Origin of the sequence: Sphingopyxis sp. USTB-05 (assembly GCF_023822045.1) — a bacterium.
Classification (GTDB): Bacteria; Pseudomonadota; Alphaproteobacteria; order Sphingomonadales; family Sphingomonadaceae; genus Sphingopyxis.
In genome coordinates this window covers 1,118,109-1,138,547 of sequence record NZ_CP084712.1, presented here as the reverse complement: position 1 = coordinate 1,138,547, position 20,439 = coordinate 1,118,109, and the positions used below count along the sequence as shown (strand labels likewise).

The following is a 20,439-nucleotide window of genomic DNA, read 5'->3' as shown; positions in this document are numbered from 1 at the left end:
ATATTGTTCAGCGGGTCACTTCGAAGGGCAGCGTGTAACCGTCCAGCCCCGCGCGGATCGCCTTCTTGTCGATCTTTCCTGTCGGCCCAAGCGGGATCTCCTCGACGAACAGCACATCGTCGGGCATCCACCAGCGCGCGATCTTGCCGTCGAGATACGCTTTGAGATCGTCGGCGCAGGCATCGGCGCCGTCCTTCAGTTGACAGAGCAGGATCGGCCGCTCGTCCCATTTCGGATGCGCGACGCCAACGACCGCGGCATTGGCGACGGCATCGTGCCCCATCGCGATATTCTCGATCTCGATCGAACTGATCCACTCGCCCCCCGACTTAACGACGTCCTTCGCGCGATCGGTGATCTGCATATAGCCTTCGCCGTCGATCGTACTGACGTCGCCGGTGTCGAAGAATCCCTCGGCATCGAGCACATCGCCGCCCTCGCCGCCATAATAGGCGCCCGCGATCGTCGGCCCTTTGACCATCAGTCGCCCGGGCGTCTTGCCGTCGTGCGGCAGGCGATTGCCGGCATCGTCGACAAGCTTCATCTCAAGCCCGCAGAGCAGCCTGCCCTGCTTCAGCTTATATGCCATCTGCTCACCCTCGGGCTTCGCAGCGACCGCGGCATTGGGCACCGATACCGTACCGAGCGGCGAGGTTTCGGTCATGCCCCAGCCTTGGATGACATCGACGCCATAATCGTCGCGGAAGGTGCGGATAATCGACTCGGGGCATGCCGAACCGCCGATCGTCACCCGCTCCAGTGTGGTGAAGCGCTTTCCATTTTCCTGCATATATTGCAGCAGCATCTGCCACACTGTTGGCACGGCGGCCGAATAGGTCACGCCCTCTTGCTCGATCAGATTATAGATAGATTCGCCGTCCATTCGCTGCCCCGGCAGCACCAGTTTGGCGCCGACCGCGGGCGCCGAATAGACGACGCCCCATGCATTGGCATGATACATCGGGACGACGAGCAGCACCGTGTCGCGCGCCGAGAGCGCGAGCGCGTCGCGCTGCAACGTCATCAGCGCATGGATATAGTTGGAACGGTGCGAATAGAGCACGCCCTTGGGATTGCCCGTCGTGCCGCTGGTATAGCAAAGCCCGCACGCCGCATTCTCATCGAACCCGCCCCATATATATTCGCACGGCTGACCGGCGATCCAGTCGTCGAAGGCGGTCGCGGCAAAGCTGGTTTGCGGCATCGACGCGGCGTCGCAAAAAAAGACCACCTTCTCGATCGACGGCACCTGCGGCAGCAATTGCTCGACCAGCTCGGCGGTAGCGGGGTCGGCGATGAGCAGCCGGTCGCCGGCGTGGTTTGCGATATAGGCGATCTGTTCAAGGAACAGCCGCGGATTGAGCGTGTGAAGCACCGCTCCCATCCCCGCCGCACCATACCAGGCCGCCAGATGACGCCCGCCATTCCACGCCATCGTCGCGACGCGGTCGCCGCGCTTGATTCCCTCGGCCGCCAGCGCATTCGACACGCGCTTCGCATCGGCATGAACATCGGCCCAGGTCGATCGGGTTACGTGCCCCTCCGCATCGCGCGACACGATCTCGCGCGCGCCGTGCCAGTTCGCTGCATGGTCGATGATCCGGTCGACCGTCAGCGGCACATTCTGCATCAACCCGTCCATGCGATCCTCTCTCCCTTATCGCTTTAATAGATAGTATGCTAAGTATTTCCCGATTGCAACGCCGCTCTGCCTTGCTTCGGCCTTCCCGCTCTTCTAGCGTGGCGCCGTCGGCATCCCGCCGGCAACGGGGCCAACATAGCGTCATATGCGCACCAACCAGCTTATCATCGCGCTTTTTCAACGCTTCTGCTGGCTTGACGAGGGGCTTCAGGCGCGGCTGCACGATCACGGCTGGCCCGACGTCAACCGCCCGCAATCGATGGTCATGACCAATATCGTCAGCGGCATCGTGCGCCCGTCGGACATTGCGCGCAACCTCGGCGTATCGCGGCAGGCGATCCACAGCACGATCGGCCAGATGGTAAAGCTGGGCATCGTCCAGCTCGAGGTCGATCCCGAGGACCGCCGCCATATGATCGTTTCGTTGACCGGCCTCGGCGCGCGCATGCGCAAGGATGCGCAGCGCTCGATGGACGCGCTCACCGCACAGATCGCCGCGCGGCTGGGGCAGGACAGGTTCGATGCGCTCCTCGCCGCGCTCGAGGCCGACTGGGGCGACAATATCGAACCTGCCCCCGCCTCCCGGACTACGCACAAAGCCTAGGCAGCGAGCGCTTTCGCCACCGCCACCAGACGCCCGGCAGTCATGTCGACAAGCGATGCGGGAAGCGCTTCTTTCAAGCCGCCGTCCTCGGCAAAGGCGGCGTGGGCGTTGGGTACCACCACCTGTTCGGGAATCACGAGCATCTGGATCGTCGACAGGATCTGGCGCAGGTGCATCAAGCCGCGCAGCCCCCCGAACGGGCTGATCGAGGCCGACATGATCGCCGCCGCCTTGCCGCGATAGGCAGACAGCGCGACAAGCCCCTCGTCGCCGGTTGGGCGCGATGCCCAGTCGATGGCATTCTTTAGCAGCGGCGATAGCGAGCCGTTATATTCGGGAGAGACGAAGAGCAGCCCGTCCTGCGCCGCGAACAGCTCTTTAAGCCTCAGCGCGTCGGACGGAAAGGCATTGGCCTCAAGCGCGGCGGAATAGAGCGGCAGATCGAACGCCGCCAGATCGACCCGCGTCACGTTCGCGCCTTGAGATTCGAGACTGGCCGCGGCGAGGTCGCCCAAGGCGCGGTTGAATGATCCTTCGCGGATGCTTCCCGCGATGACGGCAATGCTGGTCATTTTCCCTCCCGAGCAATATAGTTAGAATACTAACCTATTGTCGCTTCGCGAGGCAAGTTGCAAGCCGTCAGGCCTTGATGTCCGACAGTACCGACAGTTTCTGCGTCTCTTCGGCCAGATTGCCGATCACACGGCGCATCAGACCTTGCAGCACTTCGACCTCCTCGTCGGTCATCCCCTTGGTCGCGATCTCGTGAATCTCGGCGTTCATCGGGGCGAGAATCAGTTCGAGCTTCTTGGCGTGCGGAGTCAGATGGATGAAGGTCTTGCGGCGATCGTCGGTCGTCTTCTTGCGCGTGATCAACCCGGCCTTCTCCAGCCCCTTCAGCGCGACGACCGTCGTCGGCTCACGCATGCCCACGCGCTCGCTGAGCTCGCGCTGCGTGATCCCGTCCTCGCGCCACAGTTGGCGCAGGAAACGCCACTGCCCCGCCGACACGTCGTGCGTCAGCGTGCGCCGTTCGAGGAGCCGCGAAAAGGAACGAAAGACGACGCGCGCCAGATATCCGATGCTGTTCTCAGGATCGGTATAATATTCGGCCGGATGCCGATAATCCTGTGTTTTCTTTACCAAAATCCTGCTCCCCTGTCGCGAGCTCCGACACCGGGCGCCAGCCCGCGCAAGAGGGAACCTTAGGACGCGAAGATTCGCGCGGCAACCATCTTCATCGCCATCTTGGATCGTATCCCCCTTCCAACCCCGCGATAATGTTGGACAAGATCGAGCGACTCACTTACTTAGAATACTAAGTGAATGGAGTTAGCGTGCAGGAATTTATCCGGATACGAGCTGGTGCGGTGCCCTTGCCGCTCGCCAATGTCGACACCGACATGATCATCCCGGCGCAATATATGAAAGCGCTGACCCGTTCCGGCCTTGGCAAGCACCTCTTTCAGGAGTTGCGGTTTGATCGGAACGGCGCGGAGCGGGACGACTTCATCCTAAATCAGCCGCAGGGCCGAAAGGCGCAAATCATCGTCGCCGATCGCAATTTTGGCTGTGGCTCCTCGCGCGAACATGCTGTGTGGGCGCTCACGGACTTTGGCTTTCGCTGTGTCATAGCGCCGAGTTTCGGCGACATCTTCGCCGGCAATGCGCGCAAGAACGGCCTGTTGCTGATCCGCTTGCCCGACGAAGCATGTACGCGCCTGCGGGAAGAAATCGCGCTTGCGCAATATGCGCCGATCGAGGTCGATCTGGCGGCGCAGCAGATCCGCCTTGCGTCGGGCGAAACGATCGCGTTCGACATCGATCCCGACGACCGCCGCATCCTGATGGAGGGGCTTGACGATATCGAACGTAGCTTGCGCCACGCCGATGCGATCGCGCGGTTCGAAGCGGCGATCTAGCCGAGCATTTCGGGCGACGCGATATGGCCCGCAATCGCGCTTGCGGCGGCGAGCGCGGGGCTCATCAAATGCGTGCGTCCACCCCGCCCCTGCCGGTTCTCGAAATTGCGGTTCGACGTAGCCGCGCAGCGCTCGCCCGGCTGCAGCCGGTCGGCGTTCATACCGACACACATGGAGCAACCCGGTTCGCGCCAGTCGAAGCCCGCGTCGCGTAGAGTGTCGGCGATGCCCTCCGCCTCAGCCTGCCGCTTGACCAGCCCCGACCCCGGGACGACCATCGCGCGAACATGTGGCGCGACACGGCGGCCGCGAACAACGTCGGAGACGATGCGCAAATCCTCGATCCGGCTGTTGGTACAACTGCCGATGAAGACCCGGTCGAGCCGTTGACCCGCGACCCGGGTCCCCGGCGCGAGCCCCATATAGACAAGGGCCCGCTCGGCCGATGCCCGCGCATCGGAGTCGGCTAGTGTTGCGGGATCGGGCACATGGCCGTCGATCGCGACGACCTGTGACGGATTCGTCCCCCAGCTTACCATCGCCCGAACGTCGCGTGCATCGATGGCAAGCTCGCGGTCGAAAAGCGCACCGTCGTCGCTGGTGAGAGCGCTCCACCGGGCCAGTGCGGCATCCCAGCTATCGCTGCGGGGAGCGGCCGGGCGGCCCGCGAGATATGCGAAGGTCGTCGCATCGGGCGCGACGAGCCCCGCGCGCGCGCCCATTTCGATGCTGAGGTTGCAGAGCGTCATCCGTCCCTCCATCGACAGCGCACGGATTGCCGCCCCGGAATATTCGATCACATGCCCGCCGGCGCCGTCGACCCCGATCAGGCCGAGCAGATGGAGCGCCAGATCCTTGGCATGGACATGCCGCGCAAGCGTGCCATCGACGATCACGCGCATGTTGCGCGACCGGCGCTGGCGGATCGTCTGCGTCGCCAGCACATGCTCGACCTCCGATGTCCCGATTCCAAAGGCGAGCGCGCCGAAAGCGCCGTGCGTCGAGGTATGGCTGTCGCCGCAAACGATCGTCATTCCCGGCTGCGAGCGCCCCTGTTCGGGTCCGACGACATGAACAATACCGCCGCGCGGATCGCCCATCGGGAAATTCTCGATCCCGAACCGCCGGGTATTGTCGACCAACGCTTCGAGTTGGGCCCGCGCCTCCGCATCGGTCACGCCGGCCAGTCCTGCCGTCTGGCCGGCCGTCGGCACATTATGATCGGACAGCGCCAGCGCCCGTTCCGGCCGCCGCACCGTTCGGCCCGCAGCCGCCAGCCCGGCAAAGGCCTGCGGCGAAGTCACTTCATGGAGCAGGTGCAGATCGATGTAGAGCAGGGTTTCCCCGTCGTCGTCGGCGACGGCATGCGCGTCCCAAATCTTGTCATAGAGGGTGCGCGGGGGCGGCATTGTCATTCTGTGCAAAACCCTGCCCTCAAAGTCCGATCGTCGAATTCCGTCACCACTTACCCCCGAACATCGTCCGCATATATACTTAGATATCTAAGTTATTATCGCGAGACGGAGAGCGGAGCAAGAATTTTCGGGGTTTCCGGCGCGGCCTTGCCGGTCGAACGCCCGGACGCTGCGCTTTCCCTTTCTGTAACCTCGACGCTTCTGGCGGCGAACACCGACTGAGCTTGCGAAGACCGCGACTGCGACAAACCCCAGAAGGACAGCATCATGATCCGACATATTCCCGCCGTGCTTGCCGCCGCACTCATGCTGGCCGGTCCCGCTTCTGCGGCCGCCCCGGCACCGCAGGGCACCACCCGAACCGATCTCCAGCGCCACGACCTTTCGATACCGGGCCGCGAAACGGTCCAGGCGCGCATCGATATCGCGCCCGGCGCAGTAGCGCCCTGGCATCGCCACCCCGGCGAAGAGGTGATCTATATCCTCGAAGGCACGCTCGAATATCAGCTTGAGGGCGAGGCGCCCGTCACGCTGAAAGCCGGTGACGTGCTGTTCGTCCCGACCGGCGTCGCACATATGGCACGCAATCGTACCGCGAATAATGGCGCCGAACTCGCGACCTATATCGTCGAAAAAGGCAAGCCGCTTCTTGTCCCGGCCAAGGATATCCAAATACCCTGACCCCGGCGACCGGCCAATAATGCAATATTTAGAATTGAAAGGCACAAGAACGGCGGGGACCAGGGAGAGAATGCATGTTCAGCGTCCTCGAATGCGTGGTCCATCAGCATGATCTGCGTTTTGTCCTGATCGCCGCGCTGGTCTGCATCCTCGGGAATATCAGCCTTTTCGTCGTTCTGAACCGCTCGACGCACTGCGTCGACGCCCGCCGGCGCCACTGGCTTGTGGTCGCCGCGGTGGCCGAAGGCATGGGGGTATGGGCGACGCATTTCGTCGCGATGCTCGCCTATCGCGGATCGATGCCGATTCGCTTCGACGTCGGCCTGACCATCCTGTCGGTCGCCATCGCGATCGCCTTTTTTTGGTGCAGTTTCCGCTGGCTGGGCAAGGCGCCGGACGCGCGTCGCTGCGCGCTCGCGGCGGTGGGGGCGGCAATCGGCGTCGCGGCGATGCACTTTATCGGCATGGCGTCGATCATCGCCCCCGCGCGAGTCGCCTACGACTGGGCACCGATCCTCATCTCGGTGCCGCTGTCGGGATTTTGCTTTTTCGCCGCGTTTCTTGCCTTCGCGCGGGCGAAGGGCTGGAAGAAGATTGCACTGCCTGCAGCGTTCGCCGTGCTCGCCATCGTCGTCCTGCATTTTACCGCGATGTCGGCGACCACACTCGTCCCCGATCCGACACGTGGCAGCATTCCCGGGGCAACGAGCAGCCGCGACTGGCTGGTTCCCGCGATCGTCATCGCCAATGTCGCGCTGGTAGCCCTCGCGCTCACCGGATCGCTCGTCGACCGCTGGCTTACCGACGCACATGGCCTTGCCGACGCGACGCTCGAGGCGCTTGCGATCACATATGACGGACGGATCATCGAGGTGAACGCGCGGCTTTGCACGCTCCTTGGCGTCAGCAGCGGCGCAATCGCCGGTAGCACGCCGTCCGACTGGTTCGTCGCCAGCAACGGCGCAGCCTTCGAACCGCCGAACGGCCATTCCGCCGAAGCGCGCCTGCGCACCAGCATCGACGAAGATCATATCCTCGAAATTGCGACGCAGACGATCGAATATCGTGGACGAAGCTGCCAGGTTCTTGCGATCCGCGACCTGTCCGATCGAAAGCGCGCGCAGCGGGCGATCGAGCATCTGGCGTCGCACGACGCCCTCACCGACCTGTCGAACCGGGCTCACTTCGGCCGGGCGCTCGACGCGGCAATCAGTGCGAAGAAACCTTTCGCACTGCTCGCGCTCGACCTCGACCGGTTCAAGGCGGTGAACGACATATTCGGCCACGGAGCCGGGGATGAAATCCTGTGCCGCATCGCCGACATCCTCCGATCCGCCGTGCGTGCGGACGACGTTGTCGCGCGTATCGGGGGCGATGAGTTCCTTGTGATCCAGACCGGTGCTTCAAGCCCTGACGATGCCCGCAAGCTTTCGGCCCGCATTCTCGATACGCTTGCGATCGAAATGGATGTCGCCCGCGATCCGATGGCGGTCGGGGTAAGCATCGGCGTCGCGCTCTTTCCGCAAGACGGAACCGATGCCGAGGTACTGCAGCGCAATGCCGATACCGCGCTCTATCGCGCGAAGAACAACGGCAAGGGCAACGCCGCCTTTTTCGATCAGGAGATGGACGCGCTCGCACGCGAACGCCGGGCGCTAGAGCATGACCTGCGGCACGCAATCGCCCGCGACGAGCTTCGCATCGTCTATCAACCGCTCGTCGCGACCGCTTTCGCTTCGGTCGTCGGTTATGAAGCGCTGCTTCGCTGGGAGCATCCCGAACGCGGCGACGTTCCGCCCGACTATTTCATCCCGGTCGCGGAAGAAATCGGCGCCATCGTACCGATCGGCGAGTGGGTGCTGCGCGAAGCCTGCCGGGCCGCGGCAAACTGGCCGAAGAATGTCTCGATCGCCGTCAACGTGTCGACCATCCAGTTTCAGGTACCAAACCTGCCTGCCGTCGTCCGCGACGCTTTGTCGCAATCGGGCCTTGAGGCGCACCGGCTCGAACTCGAAATCACCGAGACCGCTTTTGTGCGCAACAAACACAGCGCATTGAAAGCACTCCACGAAATCCGTGCTCTCGGCGTCCGGATCGCGATGGATGATTTCGGCACCGGTTACTCGTCGCTGAGCAATCTCAAGGCCTTTCCGTTCGACAAGATCAAGATCGACAAGAGCTTCGTTGCCTCGATCCCCGATGACGAGGCGGCGCGGTCGATCGTGCGGGCGATCATCGGGCTCGGCCGAAGCTTCAACATGCCGATCGTGGCCGAAGGGGTCGAGACCGGTGAGCAGCGACAGATGTTGCTCGACGAGGGGTGCCCACAGGCGCAGGGATATTATTTCGGCCGTCCGGCGCCCGATCCCTTCCAGTCCGAAACATGGCCACTCGCCGCGCCCGACATCGAAATCCGCGACGCCGAAGGCTAAGCCTTCGAAAGTCGGCGATGGCCTTCGTGCCGCGAATGAGGCACAAACCATCGCGATGGCAGGATGCGGGGGATCAGTTTGGCCGGTGACGGACCGTCAGTCCGCCGAAGGACCGGAACGCCCTCCATATCCGTGCAGGCGCATCTGACCCATGGCGGGCGCTACCGACGCGGATATCATCGCCGCTGCTGCCGCGGGCGACCGCGACGCATTCGAAGCGTTGCTTCGCGACCATTATGATCGCATCCACGGCCTTGCCTGGCAGTTGACCGGATCGCGTGCCGATGCCGACGATATCGCGCAGGATGTGTGCTGCATTCTCGCCGAGAAACTCTCCGCCTTTCGCGGCGATGCGAAGTTCACGACCTGGCTGTGCAGCATCGTCTATAACGCCTGCCGCGATTTTCACCGACGCCGATCGGCCTTCACGCGTTTCGCCGGCCGGTTGAGTATCATGACCGGATTGGCGCGCGGCCCCGACGGCCGCGACCTTTACGATGCCATCTGGATCGAAAGCGCGATCGCGCGTTTGAAACCCGACCTTCGCGACACCGCAATCCTGATCGCCGGACAGCAGCTTTCGCACGCCGAAGCCGCACAGATATTGGGCGTCGCAGAAGCAACCATATCGTGGCGAATGCACGAGATTCGGCGCCAGATCGCCCCGAAGGCCGACCCCGACGACTGATCGCGCCGGGCGTTTCGAATTATTTTTCAGAGGCCGCCAAGGATTTCCCGCGCCCCGGCGTCACAGGGACATGCGGGCGATTGTGCGCCGCTGTTGCCAAGGGAGACATGTCATGTCCCGTTTCCGTCTGATGCTCACCGCGGGCCTGTCGATGACGTTAATCACCGCCTGCTCGCAATCGAACGAACCCGATATCGCCTCGCCATCGTCCGACACCTCGGCGCCGACACCGAAAGCCGAACTGGAAGAAGACGCCTCGGCAATCGTCGTGACGGGCCGGCAGATCGCGTCGCCCGTCATGGACGCGCCGATGCCGATATCGGTGATCAGTTCGGAAAGCCGCAGAGCGCCGCCCCCGGCGTCGACGCAGAATATTGTCGTGACGGGGACCGCCCTGCGCGCGGCGCACCCCGACCGGATCAGACCCTATTATCAGGATGTCGGCCGGGACAAATTCACCTCTACTTCGGAAAATCCGTTCAAGATCGCGCGCGACGAGCCTGTGTCGACCTTTTCGATCGACGTCGACACCGCATCCTATTCCTTTGTCCGCGCCTCGCTGAACAACAATGCGCTGCCCCAGCCGGCCGCAGTACGAAGCGAAGAGTTGATCAACTATTTCCCCTATGACTATGCCGCACCGCGCAGCGCGCAGCAGCCCTTTTCCTCGAACGTCGCAGTCTTCCCCAGCCCGTTTACGGTGGGCCGCAAGCTCGTCCGCATCGGCATCAAAGGTTATGAAATCGAGCGTGCGACGCGGCCGCGCGCGAACCTCGTCTTCCTGATCGACACGTCGGGGTCGATGGACGCGCCGAACAAGCTGCCACTCGTCAAGAAATCGCTCGGACTGCTGCTCAACCAACTCGATCGCAACGACCGCGTGTCGATCGTGACCTATGCCGGCAGCGCGGGCACTGCGCTCGAGCCGACCCCGGCGAGCCAGAAAGACAGGATATTGGCGGTGATCGACCAGCTCGGCGCGGGCGGCAGCACGGCGGGCGCCGAGGGCATCCGCCAAGCCTATGCGTTGGCCGAACGCAACCGCGATCCGAACGGCGTCAACCGCGTTATCCTGGCCACCGACGGCGACTTCAACGTTGGCATCACCGACCAGAATGAACTGAAAGGCTATATCGAGCGCGAGCGCGGCAAGGGCATTTTCCTCTCGGTTCTCGGTTTTGGCATGGGCAATTACAACGATGCGCTGATGCAGACGCTGGCCCAGAACGGCAATGGCGCCGCGGCTTATATCGACACGCTTGGTGAAGCGCGCAAAACGCTGGTCGACGAAGCCACTTCGACGCTCTTCCCGATCGCAAAGGACGTGAAGATTCAGGTCGAGTTCAACCCGGCGACAGTCGCCGAATATCGGCTCATCGGCTATGAAACGCGGATGCTGAACCGCGACGATTTCGACAATGACAAGGTCGATGCGGGCGATGTCGGTTCGGGACAGACGGTGACGGCGCTTTACGAGATTGTTCCCGTCGGCGGACCGCGGACGATGGGCGATCTGCGCTACAGCAAGCCTGCTCCAAGAACCGTTGCTGCGGCGTCCAGCGAATATGGCTTTGTGAAGATCCGTTACAAATTGCCCAAATCGGACCGCAGCCAGTTGATCTCTACGCCGATCGACCGCCGCATCGAATTCGCCCGTTTTGCGGACGCACCGCAGGATGCGCGCTTCGCGACGGGAGTCGCGGCCTTTGCCGAGTTGCTCCGCGGCGGAAAATACAGCGGCTCGATGACCTATGACGATGTGCTCCAGATCGTCGGCGCGGCGCGCGGCACCGACGATTTTGGATATCGCATGGAACTGGTCCAGATGGTCCGCGCCGCCAGGACGGCCGGATCGATGGCAAAGCTGGAACGCTAACATGGCGCGGCGGCGGTTCAACGAGGCCGCCGCCGCATCCGCCCTGCCCGTTTTGATCGGGCAATCGGTATATTCGACCGCTGCGATATTGTGCGTATAAGGTCCGACGATGTTCATGCCCCTTTCCTTGCGCCTGCCGTTTCGACATCGCTCGACAGCGCGCCGGGCCGCGTCGGGGACATCGCGGCCATGACGGGCGATGACGATCTGAAAGCCTTCCTGCCCGATCCGCCGCCACCTGCGCCGAAACGGCGCGAAGCTGCGATTTCCGAGGCGCTTGCCCGCTTCGACGGTGCGCCTGCGCCGACCGTTGCGACCCGGCCCGGAAGAGCATCCTGTTGGGCCAATCTGGCGCGTCCGCAGGCCGGTATATTTGCGGCCGCCGCGCTCGTCGCCGCGATCAGCCTGCCCTTTGCATGGACGACGCTTGAACACAGCTCTCCGGCTGCCGACGAACGGGTTCTGCGGGATGTTCCGGCAAAGACGCCCGTCGTCGCGCGTGACACCGTCGAAGTTCCCGCCCCGGTAGCCATCGCGCCCTCCCCGTCGCCCGCGAAAGTGCCCGAGAGTGGGAACATCGCCCCACCCGCGATCCAGCCCGCCCTTGCGCCTCCGGCCGCGAAACCCGTCGAAATTGCGCGGGCGGAGACCGCTGCGCCGGCCGCCAAAGTCGAAGAACGCAGTGCGATCACCGTCACGGCCCAGCGCGCCGCGCGCCCGGTACAGGACGCGCCGAGCGCCATTACGGTAATTTCCGGCGATGTCGCTGAAGATACGGTCGTCGTCACAGGAACGCGCATAGCGGCGCGCGGTGCCCCGAGGCGCGGCGACTGGAACGCCTGCACGGTGAACGACCCCAGCCGAACGCTGTCACGATGCAAAAGGCTGGCGAACAAGGGCGCGAAGGCGGTTCGCGCGCAAGCCGACGCGCATCTGTCCGACGGGCTGGCACAGGCGTGGGAGGGCGATCTGGATGGCGCGATCTCGGCGTTCGATCAGGCGATTGCCGTCGCGCCCGATTTGTCGGTGGCCTATCTCAATCGCGGCCTTGCCTACGATCGACAGGGGGAAAGCGCGCGAGCGATCGCCGACCTCGACCGGGCGGTCCAGCACGCGCCTCAATCCGCGCGTGCCTATTACAACCGCAGCCTTCTGCTACGAAAGCGGGGCGACACGAAGCGCGCCGACATGGACGAACGGCGCGCGATCAATCTCGACCCCCGATATGATTCGATACGCCAGCCGCGGGAGCGCGACTAAGCGAGGCCGACTAAGCTTCGATTCCTGTACGGATGGTCGTCATCGTCGCCGGCAACTCCTAGCCGGTGATAGTCCTGCACAATCTGCGACAAGGTCGACAGCGCGAGTGTGGCCGGGTCGCGTGTCGCCGGGATCAGCCCGACCGACGTGCGAAGCTTGCGGCGAAGCTCCTCGGGCACGCCCGCGTCGCGCAAGGCGCTTTGCCGGACGTCCTGCGTCCGCTGGCTACCGATCGCTCCGACATAAAAGGAAGGGAGGTCGAGCGCGCGTGGCAGCAACTCCTCTTCCCAGTCGCGGTCGTGAAAGACCGAAATGATCGCGGTCCACCGATCGGTAAAGAGGGACGGCAAGTCCGTCCGCGTGGTTAGTCGGACGGTGTCGAAACCCTCGGCATCGAGGTCTGCCAGCGCCCGTTGGTCTGGTGAAAGCACGCTGACTTCCGCGCCAAAGGCCGCCGCGAGACGCGCCAGCGCGGTAAGCTCTTCGCCTTGCCCCATCGCGACGATGCGGAGCGGCGGTGCATAACCGACACGAAAGCTTCCGCGGTCCCAGCCGGCGATCGCATGCGTGACGACCGAACTATCCGAACACACGCCATCTTCGGCCAGCCGCAGAACGGCCATTTCACGGCGGCCATGCCGCGACAGCGCTTCGGCGATCGCTTTCCGATCTGGCCGCGGATTGAACAGGAGATCAATACCGCCGCCGCAAGGGAGGCGGATGTCCAGATAGGGCGACCCCACGCCGAACCGTACGAGCCGGGCGCGTCCGTCGGCAAGCGTCCCGATCGCCTCTGCAACGACCGCCGCCTCGATGCAGCCGCCTGAAAAGGACCCGACATACCGGCCGTCCTCCGCGACCGCCATCTGGGCGCCGATCGCGCGCGGAGAGGAGCCCTCGATTGCAGTCAGGGTCACAAGGATCGTCGCAACCTCTTCCTCGGCCCGCTGCAGGATAAAGCGCAATATGTCCGTCGGCGTTGTTGCTATCATGCGTATTTTGCTTTGAAGTCTCCGGATGCACCAGAGGCGCCGAACGGGAGGTGATTTGTGAGCGACGCAAGCGACATCGCCGCCATCCTGCTTGCCGCAGGGGCATCGCGAAGGTTCGGGACAGCCGACAAGCTGCTGGCGACGTTCGCGGGCGAGCCGTTGGCGCTGCACGCGGCGCGGCGGATCGTCGAACTCACGCCAGGACGGCGCATCGCCGTCTGCCCGGATGACCACGGAATGCTCGCAGAATTGCTTGCGTCGCGGGGTTTCGAGATTGTCGTCAATCCGTATCCTGAACGCGGGTTGTCGCACTCGCTGTCATGCGGGATCGCCGAAGCTGCGCGAGGACCGGAAACAGCCGCGCTGGTTTGCCTCGCCGACATGCCCTTCGTCAGCACGGGCCATTTGCGTGATGTCGTCGCGCGTTTCGATCCGTCAGCAGCTCCGGTGGTGGCATCGACCGACGGCGAAGCGACGATGCCGCCTGCGCTGTTCGCCCGTGCGCTGTTCGACCGGTTATGCGCTGGCGAAGGCGACCGCGGCGGAAAAGCCCTGCTGGCCGAGGCCGCACTCGTCCATGCCCGCGCCGACGAACTGCTCGATATCGACCGGCCGGACGATCTGCCCGGCCACTGATCGCACCACATCGCGATCACGTCATCTCCGGCAGTCTGTCGATGATTTTGTCGAGGGTGATAGGATAGTTGCGTACTCGCGCACCCGTGGCGTTATAAACCGCGTTCGCGACCGCCGCGGCGACACCGCAGATGCCGAGTTCGCCGACGCCCTTCGCCTTCATCGGCGACGTCGTCGGATCGGCTTCGTCTAGGAAGATCACTTCCTGATGCGGAATGTCGGCATGGACGGGGACTTCATAGCCGGCGAGATCGTGATTTACGAAGAAGCCGAAGCGTTTGTCGACCGCGAGTTCCTCCATCAACGCTGCACCGGCGCCCATCGTCATCGCGCCGATCACCTGGCTCCGTGCCGCCTTGGGGTTGAGGATACGACCGGCGGCGCAGACCGCCAGCATCCGGCGGACGCGGATTTCCCCGGTCATCGCATCGACGCCCACCTCGACGAAATGCGCGCCAAAAGTCGATTGCTGAAATTTCTCGGCGAGGTCGCCATATTCCATATTGTCCTCGGCGACGAGTTCGCCGCCGGCCGCCGCATCGCCGAGCGCAATGCTCCGCCGTCCGGCTTTGACCTTGCCATCGGCGAAGACCGCGTCGGATGACAGGCCGAGCTTCTGAATCACGGCTTCGCGCAGTTTCACGCAGGCGGCATAGACGCCGGCGGTCGAACTGTTCGCGCCCCACTGTCCCCCCGAACCGGCCGACACGGGAAAGGCGGAATCGCCGAGCTTCACGACGACCGTTTCGAGCGGCACGCCCATCATTTCGGCGGCGGTCTGCGCAATGATCGTATAACTGCCGGTACCGATATCGGTCATGTCGGTCTCAACCGTGACGATCCCCGATTTAGCAAGGCGGACACGCGCCGCCGATGGTCCGTTGAGGTTGTTACGGAACGCCGCGGCGACCCCCATGCCGACCAGCCACCGGCCGTCGCGCGTGGCACCGGGCTTGGCGCGCTTGCTCCAGCCGAACTTTTCGGCGCCGGTCTCCAGGCATTTATTGAGCTGGCGCTGTGAAAAAGGGCGGCTCGGTTTTTCGGGGTCGACCTGCGTGTCGTTCAGAACGCGCAACGCGATTGGATCCATGCCCAGCTTTTCGGCCAATTCATCGACCGCGATTTCGAGCGCCATCAGTCCCGGCGCTTCGCCCGGCGCGCGCATCGCATTGCCTTCGGGCAGATCAAGCACCGCCAGACGCATCGCGGTCATGCGATTTTCGCCGGCATAAAGCAGGCGTGTCTGCGCTACCGCAGTTTCCGGGCCGCCACCGGGCAGATCGCCCGACCAGCTTTCGTGCCCGATCGCGGTCATCTTGCCATCCGCCGTCGCGCCGAGCCGAACGCGCTGGATCGTCGCTGGGCGGTGCGTCGTGTTGTTGATCATCAGCGGCCGCGGAAGCGCGACCTTCACAGGCCTTTTTGCTATTTTGGCACCCAGCGCGGCGAGCAGCACGTCGGCGCGATTGAACAATTTCCCACCGAAACCGCCGCCGATATAGGGCGAGTCGAAGCGGATATTCTCTTTCGGCATGCCAAGCGTCTTCGCCATGTCGCCGACCGACCAGGCGATCATCTGGTTTGACGTCCACACGGTCAGCTTGTCGCCTTCCCACGCAGCGATCGTCGCGTGGGGCTCCATCATCGCATGGCTGTGATCGGGGGTCGTATAGCGCGCATCGAGCTGAACGGGCGCCGCGGCAAAAGCTGAGGCAAAATCGCCCACGGCGCTGTCCGGCTCGGTTCCGAAGGATGCTTTAGGCTTGATCGCGGTATCGATCGCGGCGGCGAGATCGAAAGCGCCCTTTTCACGCGCATATTCTACGCGAACGAGCGAAGCGGCGGCCCGCGCCTGTTCGAAGCTGTTGGCGACCACCAGCGCGATCGCCTGATGATAATGATCGACCGCGGGTCCACCGAGCAATTTGGCGGTGTTGAAATCGCCCTTCGTCAGCTTGCCCGCATTGTCGGCGGTAACGATCGCGACGACGCCCGGCGCCGCTTTGGCTTCATCGAGGTTCATCGACGCAATCCGCCCCTTGGCGATCGCCGATCCGACGACATAGCCATAGGCCTGGTTCGCCGCGACATCGTGGCGCTCATACGCATAGGGCGCGGTGCCGGTCGTCTTTAGCGGGCCCTCGATGCGGTTGGTGGGTTTGCCGACGATCTTCATCTGATCGATCGGGTTGGTCGTTGCGGGCGTGTCGAATTTCATGGCTCAGCCCCTCGCTTGCGCCAGCACCCCGGCGAGCGTGCGCTCGACAAGGGGCAGCTTATAGGCGTTTTCGTGCGTCGTCTTGGCGCCCGCGAGCAGTCCGCCCGCAACCGGCTTCGCGCCGCGCGGTAGCGCCGCCTCGGCCGCTTCGACGCGCCACGGCTTGTAACCGACCCCGCCGAGAGCGACGCGCCCGGTGCCGTCTGGCTGAACGATCACTCCGACCGAAATCAGCGCAAAGGCATAGGACGCGCGGTCACGAACCTTGTGATAGATATGCGTGCCGCCGACAGGCTTCGGCAGCGTGACCGCAGTGATCAGCTCACCCGGCGCCAAAACCGTCTCCAGATGCGGCGTTTTGCCCGGCGCCCGATAGAAATCGGCGATGGGGATCGCGCGCACCTTGCCCGCCGCGTCGACCGTCTCGATCGCAGCATCGAGCGCACGCATTGCCACGGCCATGTCGCTGGGGTGCGTCGCAATACAAGCGTCGCTGGCGCCGACAACCGCATGCAGCCGGTTGAAGCCGCCGATCGCGGCACAGCCACTGCCAGGCTTGCGCTTGTTGCACGGCTGATTGGTGTCGTAAAAATAGGGGCAGCGAGTCCGTTGGAGCAGATTACCCGCGGTCGTCGCCTTGTTGCGCAATTGCCCCGACGCGCCTGCGACCAGCGCGCGCGTCAGCAGACCATAATCACGTCGCACGCGGGCGTCGCTCGCGAGATCGGTGTTGCGCACCATCGCACCAATGCGGATGCCGCCTTCGGGCGTCGCCTCGATCTTGTCGAGCGCGACGCGGCTGACGTCGATCAGGTGCTGCGGTGCTTCGATCTCGAGCTTCATCAGGTCGAGCAGGTTGGTTCCGCCAGCGATGAAACGCGCCCCCGGCGTCCGGGCAAAGGCGGCTGTTGCAGCAGCCGCGCTATCGACGCGTTCGTAGGTAAAGCTTTTCATGCTTTCACTCCCGCCACATCGGTGATCGCATCGATGATATTCGAATAGGCGCCGCAGCGGCAGATATTGCCGCTCATCCGCTCGCGCAGTTCGACCTTCGTCACCGTCGGTGCGGCGCCCAGGTCCGCCGTGACATGGCTCGGAATGCCCGCCTTGATCTCGTCGAGCACCGCGACCGCCGAACAGATTTGGCCCGGGGTGCAATAGCCGCATTGATAGCCGTCGTGCGTCACGAATGCGTCCTGCATAGCGTGCATCTTATCCGGCGTACCGAGACCTTCGATCGTCGTAATCTTGTCGCCCTCATGCATCACTGCGAGCGTCAGGCAGCTATTGATCCGCCGCCCGTCGACGATCACGGTACATGCGCCGCACTGGCCGTGATCGCATCCCTTCTTCGTCCCCGTCAGGTGCAGATGCTCGCGCAGCGCGTCGAGCAACGATGTCCGGGTGTCGAGATCGAGCTCGCGCGCCGCGCCGTTGACCTCAAAGGCGACTTTGGCAGTCGGCGGAGCCTTGGCCGCCGATCCGGCTGCGGTCGCCGTTCCAATTGGGACGAATGTCACCGTGGCGACCGATGCCGCACCGCCCACCAGCACGCCACGCCGGGACAGCTCATATTCTTCTGGAGTTTGCATCATGGTCCTCCGTTTCTGTTTCTGTTTGCCGATGGGCGCGGGCGCCCACGGGGGAGATCAGGCAGTCATGCCGCACGACTTATGGCCGCGTCGGCTCAGAAAATTTCGGATTCGAATGCCACCGGTATCATATTAACGCACGGCTTAACAGGCGTCCGCCGAGACCTTTGGCCTGTCAGAACCAACGCAAGCGCGGGACGCATGCCTAAAAATCGCGGCTCTCCGATATTGCAAATGCGAGTTAATCTCACTAGTGGCGCATCACCGACGCGGCCCAGCCGCCAACAAAGGGGAAAAAGATGCGCCGTTCCATTCGTTTTCTGCTGACCGGATCGGCATTTCTGTGCACCTCGACATTTGCCCTCGCGCAGCAAGACACGTCGCCCCTGCCGACCGACGACGAGACCAACGATACCATCGTCGTGACTGGCTATGGCCGGACCGATCAGCCCACCGCCGCGACGGGGCTTCCGCTCTCGCCGCTTGAAACGCCACAAACGATCAGCGTCATCACGCAGCAACAGATGAAGGATCAGGCGTTCAACACGATCAACGATGCGCTCGACTTTACCGTCGGCATTTCCAAGAAGGACGTTGATCGTGGACGCAGCGCAATCACCGCCCGCGGTTTCGAAGTCCAGAATTTCCAGCTCGATGGCGCACCGTTCGCCAACGGCAATGTCGGCTTTGGCGAGACCAGCACGGCGCAATATGAGCGCGTGGACCTGGTGCGCGGCGCCGCGGGTCTGATGCAGGGGGCTGGCGATCCGTCGGCGGTCGTCAACCTGATCCGCAAACATGCCACCGAACAGGAATTCGCGGGCAATATCAGCCTTGAAGCCGGATCATGGGACCGCTTCGCCGCTACCCTCGACATCCAATCGCCCCTCAATGCGGCGGGGACGGTGCGTGCGCGCGCTGTTGCTCAGGCCTATACGCAGGACAGTTTCGTCGATCTGGAAAAGAAGAAGGGCCTCCTTCTCTATGGCGTGATCGACGCCGATCTTGGCGACCGTACGACCCTGTCCATCGGCGCAAGCTATCAGCGCGACGAGCGCGACGGGATCATGTGGGCGCAATTACCCTATTGGTACAGCGACGGCACGCGCACCGACTGGCCGCGCTCCAAGACCACGGGCACCGACTGGGGGCTCTGGAATACCACCGAGATTTCTGCCTTTGCCACGCTGAAGCATAAATTGGGCGGCGACTGGGAAATCCGCGGCGACATCGCCTATCACAAGGGAATCGAAAATTCGAAGCTGCTGTGGCTCGACGGCCTACCGGACCGCATTACCGGCGCAGGCGTCGGCACGTCGGGTTACTGGTACAAGACCAGCCCCGAACAATGGCACACCAGCATCCAGGCCAATGGCAGCTTCGCGCTGCTGGGCGGCCAGCACGACCTCGCGTTCGGCGCGATGGCGAGCCGGGTCGATGACGGCTGGACGAACCGCGATCCGATCGCGATCGACCCGATCGACGACTTCAACAGCTTCGATGGCCGGCTCGCCGAGCCAGAATGGGGCGAGCGCTACGACATGTCCGGATTCGGCAACACCACGCAGGCAGCGGTTTATGCCTCGACGCGGATCAGCCTGATCGGCGGGCTGAAGCTCATCGGCGGCGGGCGCGTCAGCTATTACAAGCGCAACGAGCATGAGAGCAAATTTGGTTCGCCCTATAGCCTGTCGTACAAGGGCCAGATCACGCCTTATGTCGGACTGGTCTATAACGTCACGGACAATCTGTCCGCCTATGCAAGCTACACCAATATCTTCAAGCCGCAGGGCAATCTGCGCGACCGCAACAACCGCCTGATCGATCCGCTTGAGGGCAGCAACTATGAAGCCGGACTGAAGGCTCTGCTGCTCGATGGCCAGCTCCTTGCGACGGTTTCGGTCTATCGTATCGAACAGGACAATCTTGCGGTCGCCGACGGACTGATCCCCGGCACTCCCCTCACGGCCTATCGCGGCATGAAGGGAACCGTCGCAAAAGGCTATGAGCTGGAAATCGTCGGCAAGATCACACCGCAATGGGACGTCAGCGCCGGTTGGAGCGACTATAGCGCAAAGGACGCCGATGGCGCGCAGGTACTCGCGCATCAACCGCGCCGCGCGTTCAACTTCGCAACCAGATATGATTTTACCGGAACGCTCGACGGCCTGAGCGTCGGCGGCGCGGTAAAATGGGAAAGCCGCCCGCCGGTGACCGCCGTCAATCCCGGCACGAATGTCGAGGAGCGGATCGGTCAGCCAGCTTATGCCATCGCCAATATCATGGCGCGCTACGACCTCACCGAGGCACTGTCGCTACAGGTCAATGTCGACAATCTTTTCGACAAGCGCTTTTTCAGCGGCAACGTCTGGTTCCCTGGCTTCGTCTATGGCGAACCGAGAAATGCGCGAGTGACCCTGAGATACGCATTCTGAGAAAAGGGCGACGAAGATCGCTTTTCGCCGATTGCGGATGCCCGGC

Annotated in this window: 17 protein-coding genes; 9 read left to right on the top strand and 8 right to left on the bottom strand. The window is 63.3% G+C overall.

The features are described from left to right. Positions 1-7 precede the first annotated feature (7 nt). Complete coding sequence (locus KEC45_RS04955; RefSeq protein ID WP_252171587.1) at positions 8-1,642, bottom strand: long-chain-fatty-acid--CoA ligase; 1,635 nt, start codon at positions 1,640-1,642, stop codon at positions 8-10. Between the two features lie 145 nt (positions 1,643-1,787). Between KEC45_RS04955 and KEC45_RS04950 the strand changes: the two genes are divergently transcribed. Then, complete coding sequence (locus tag KEC45_RS04950; protein ID WP_252171586.1) at positions 1,788-2,246, top strand: MarR family winged helix-turn-helix transcriptional regulator; 459 nt, start codon at positions 1,788-1,790, stop codon at positions 2,244-2,246. Here the strand turns inward: KEC45_RS04950 and KEC45_RS04945 are convergent. Together KEC45_RS04945 and KEC45_RS04940 are read right to left on the bottom strand one after the other, a co-directional pair. Beyond that, positions 2,243-2,818, bottom strand: a complete 576-nt coding sequence (locus KEC45_RS04945; protein ID WP_252171585.1) for an NADPH-dependent FMN reductase — start codon at positions 2,816-2,818, stop codon at positions 2,243-2,245. The two genes, KEC45_RS04950 and KEC45_RS04945, sit on opposite strands and share 4 nt — an antisense overlap. 67 nt (positions 2,819-2,885) lie before the next feature. Further along, positions 2,886-3,392 (bottom strand): MarR family winged helix-turn-helix transcriptional regulator, encoded by a 507-nt coding sequence (locus KEC45_RS04940; protein ID WP_062182350.1) that lies wholly within the window; start codon positions 3,390-3,392, stop codon positions 2,886-2,888. Positions 3,393-3,583: 191 nt separating this feature from the next. On the opposite strand from KEC45_RS04940, the gene leuD reads away from it, so the two are divergent. Further along, positions 3,584-4,168 (top strand): 3-isopropylmalate dehydratase small subunit, encoded by a 585-nt coding sequence (gene leuD, locus KEC45_RS04935; RefSeq protein ID WP_252171584.1) that lies wholly within the window; start codon positions 3,584-3,586, stop codon positions 4,166-4,168. Here the strand turns inward: leuD and leuC are convergent. Beyond that, positions 4,165-5,577, bottom strand: a complete 1,413-nt coding sequence (gene leuC / locus KEC45_RS04930; RefSeq protein WP_252172019.1) for a 3-isopropylmalate dehydratase large subunit — start codon at positions 5,575-5,577, stop codon at positions 4,165-4,167. The genes leuD and leuC overlap by 4 nt on opposite strands. 273 nt (positions 5,578-5,850) lie before the next feature. On the opposite strand from leuC, the gene KEC45_RS04925 reads away from it, so the two are divergent. From KEC45_RS04925 to KEC45_RS04905, 5 genes are all read left to right on the top strand, one after another. Further along, positions 5,851-6,264 (top strand): cupin domain-containing protein, encoded by a 414-nt coding sequence (locus tag KEC45_RS04925; protein ID WP_252171583.1) that lies wholly within the window; start codon positions 5,851-5,853, stop codon positions 6,262-6,264. Between the two features lie 74 nt (positions 6,265-6,338). Next, positions 6,339-8,696 carry an EAL domain-containing protein gene (locus tag KEC45_RS04920; protein ID WP_252171582.1) on the top strand — a complete coding sequence of 786 codons (2,358 nt, stop codon included), beginning with the start codon at positions 6,339-6,341 and terminating at the stop codon, positions 8,694-8,696. Positions 8,697-8,847: 151 nt separating this feature from the next. Then, entirely contained in the window at positions 8,848-9,384 is a 537-nt protein-coding gene (locus KEC45_RS04915; RefSeq protein WP_252171581.1) for an RNA polymerase sigma factor, read from the top strand. Between the two features lie 112 nt (positions 9,385-9,496). Next, the gene (locus KEC45_RS04910; RefSeq protein ID WP_252171580.1) at positions 9,497-11,260 is read left to right on the top strand and encodes a VWA domain-containing protein; all 1,764 of its coding nucleotides are present in this window, start codon (positions 9,497-9,499) and stop codon (positions 11,258-11,260) included. 189 nt (positions 11,261-11,449) lie between these two features. After that, positions 11,450-12,520 carry a tetratricopeptide repeat protein gene (locus KEC45_RS04905; RefSeq protein WP_252171579.1) on the top strand — a complete coding sequence of 357 codons (1,071 nt, stop codon included), beginning with the start codon at positions 11,450-11,452 and terminating at the stop codon, positions 12,518-12,520. Here the strand turns inward: KEC45_RS04905 and KEC45_RS04900 are convergent. After that, positions 12,517-13,512, bottom strand: a complete 996-nt coding sequence (locus KEC45_RS04900) for an XdhC family protein (protein WP_252171578.1) — start codon at positions 13,510-13,512, stop codon at positions 12,517-12,519. The genes KEC45_RS04905 and KEC45_RS04900 overlap by 4 nt on opposite strands. A gap of 57 nt (positions 13,513-13,569) precedes the next feature. Between KEC45_RS04900 and KEC45_RS04895 the strand changes: the two genes are divergently transcribed. Next, positions 13,570-14,148 carry a nucleotidyltransferase family protein gene (locus KEC45_RS04895; RefSeq protein WP_252171577.1) on the top strand — a complete coding sequence of 193 codons (579 nt, stop codon included), beginning with the start codon at positions 13,570-13,572 and terminating at the stop codon, positions 14,146-14,148. Positions 14,149-14,164: 16 nt separating this feature from the next. Here KEC45_RS04895 and paoC read toward each other — a convergent pair whose 3' ends face one another. From paoC to paoA, 3 genes are read right to left on the bottom strand one after another with little or no spacing between them, the layout of a single operon-like run. Continuing rightward, positions 14,165-16,366 carry an aldehyde oxidoreductase molybdenum-binding subunit PaoC gene (gene paoC / locus KEC45_RS04890; RefSeq protein WP_252171576.1) on the bottom strand — a complete coding sequence of 734 codons (2,202 nt, stop codon included), beginning with the start codon at positions 16,364-16,366 and terminating at the stop codon, positions 14,165-14,167. 3 nt (positions 16,367-16,369) lie between these two features. Beyond that, the gene (locus tag KEC45_RS04885) at positions 16,370-17,320 is read right to left on the bottom strand and encodes a xanthine dehydrogenase family protein subunit M (protein WP_252171575.1); all 951 of its coding nucleotides are present in this window, start codon (positions 17,318-17,320) and stop codon (positions 16,370-16,372) included. Then, positions 17,317-17,958: an aldehyde dehydrogenase iron-sulfur subunit PaoA gene (paoA, locus tag KEC45_RS04880; protein WP_252171574.1), complete on the bottom strand. Its 642-nt coding sequence runs from the start codon at positions 17,956-17,958 to the stop codon at positions 17,317-17,319. Before paoA ends, KEC45_RS04885 begins: the two co-directional genes overlap by 4 nt. Positions 17,959-18,257: 299 nt before the next feature. On the opposite strand from paoA, the gene KEC45_RS04875 reads away from it, so the two are divergent. After that, entirely contained in the window at positions 18,258-20,393 is a 2,136-nt protein-coding gene (locus KEC45_RS04875; protein WP_252171573.1) for a TonB-dependent siderophore receptor, read from the top strand. Positions 20,394-20,439: the final 46 nt, after the last annotated feature.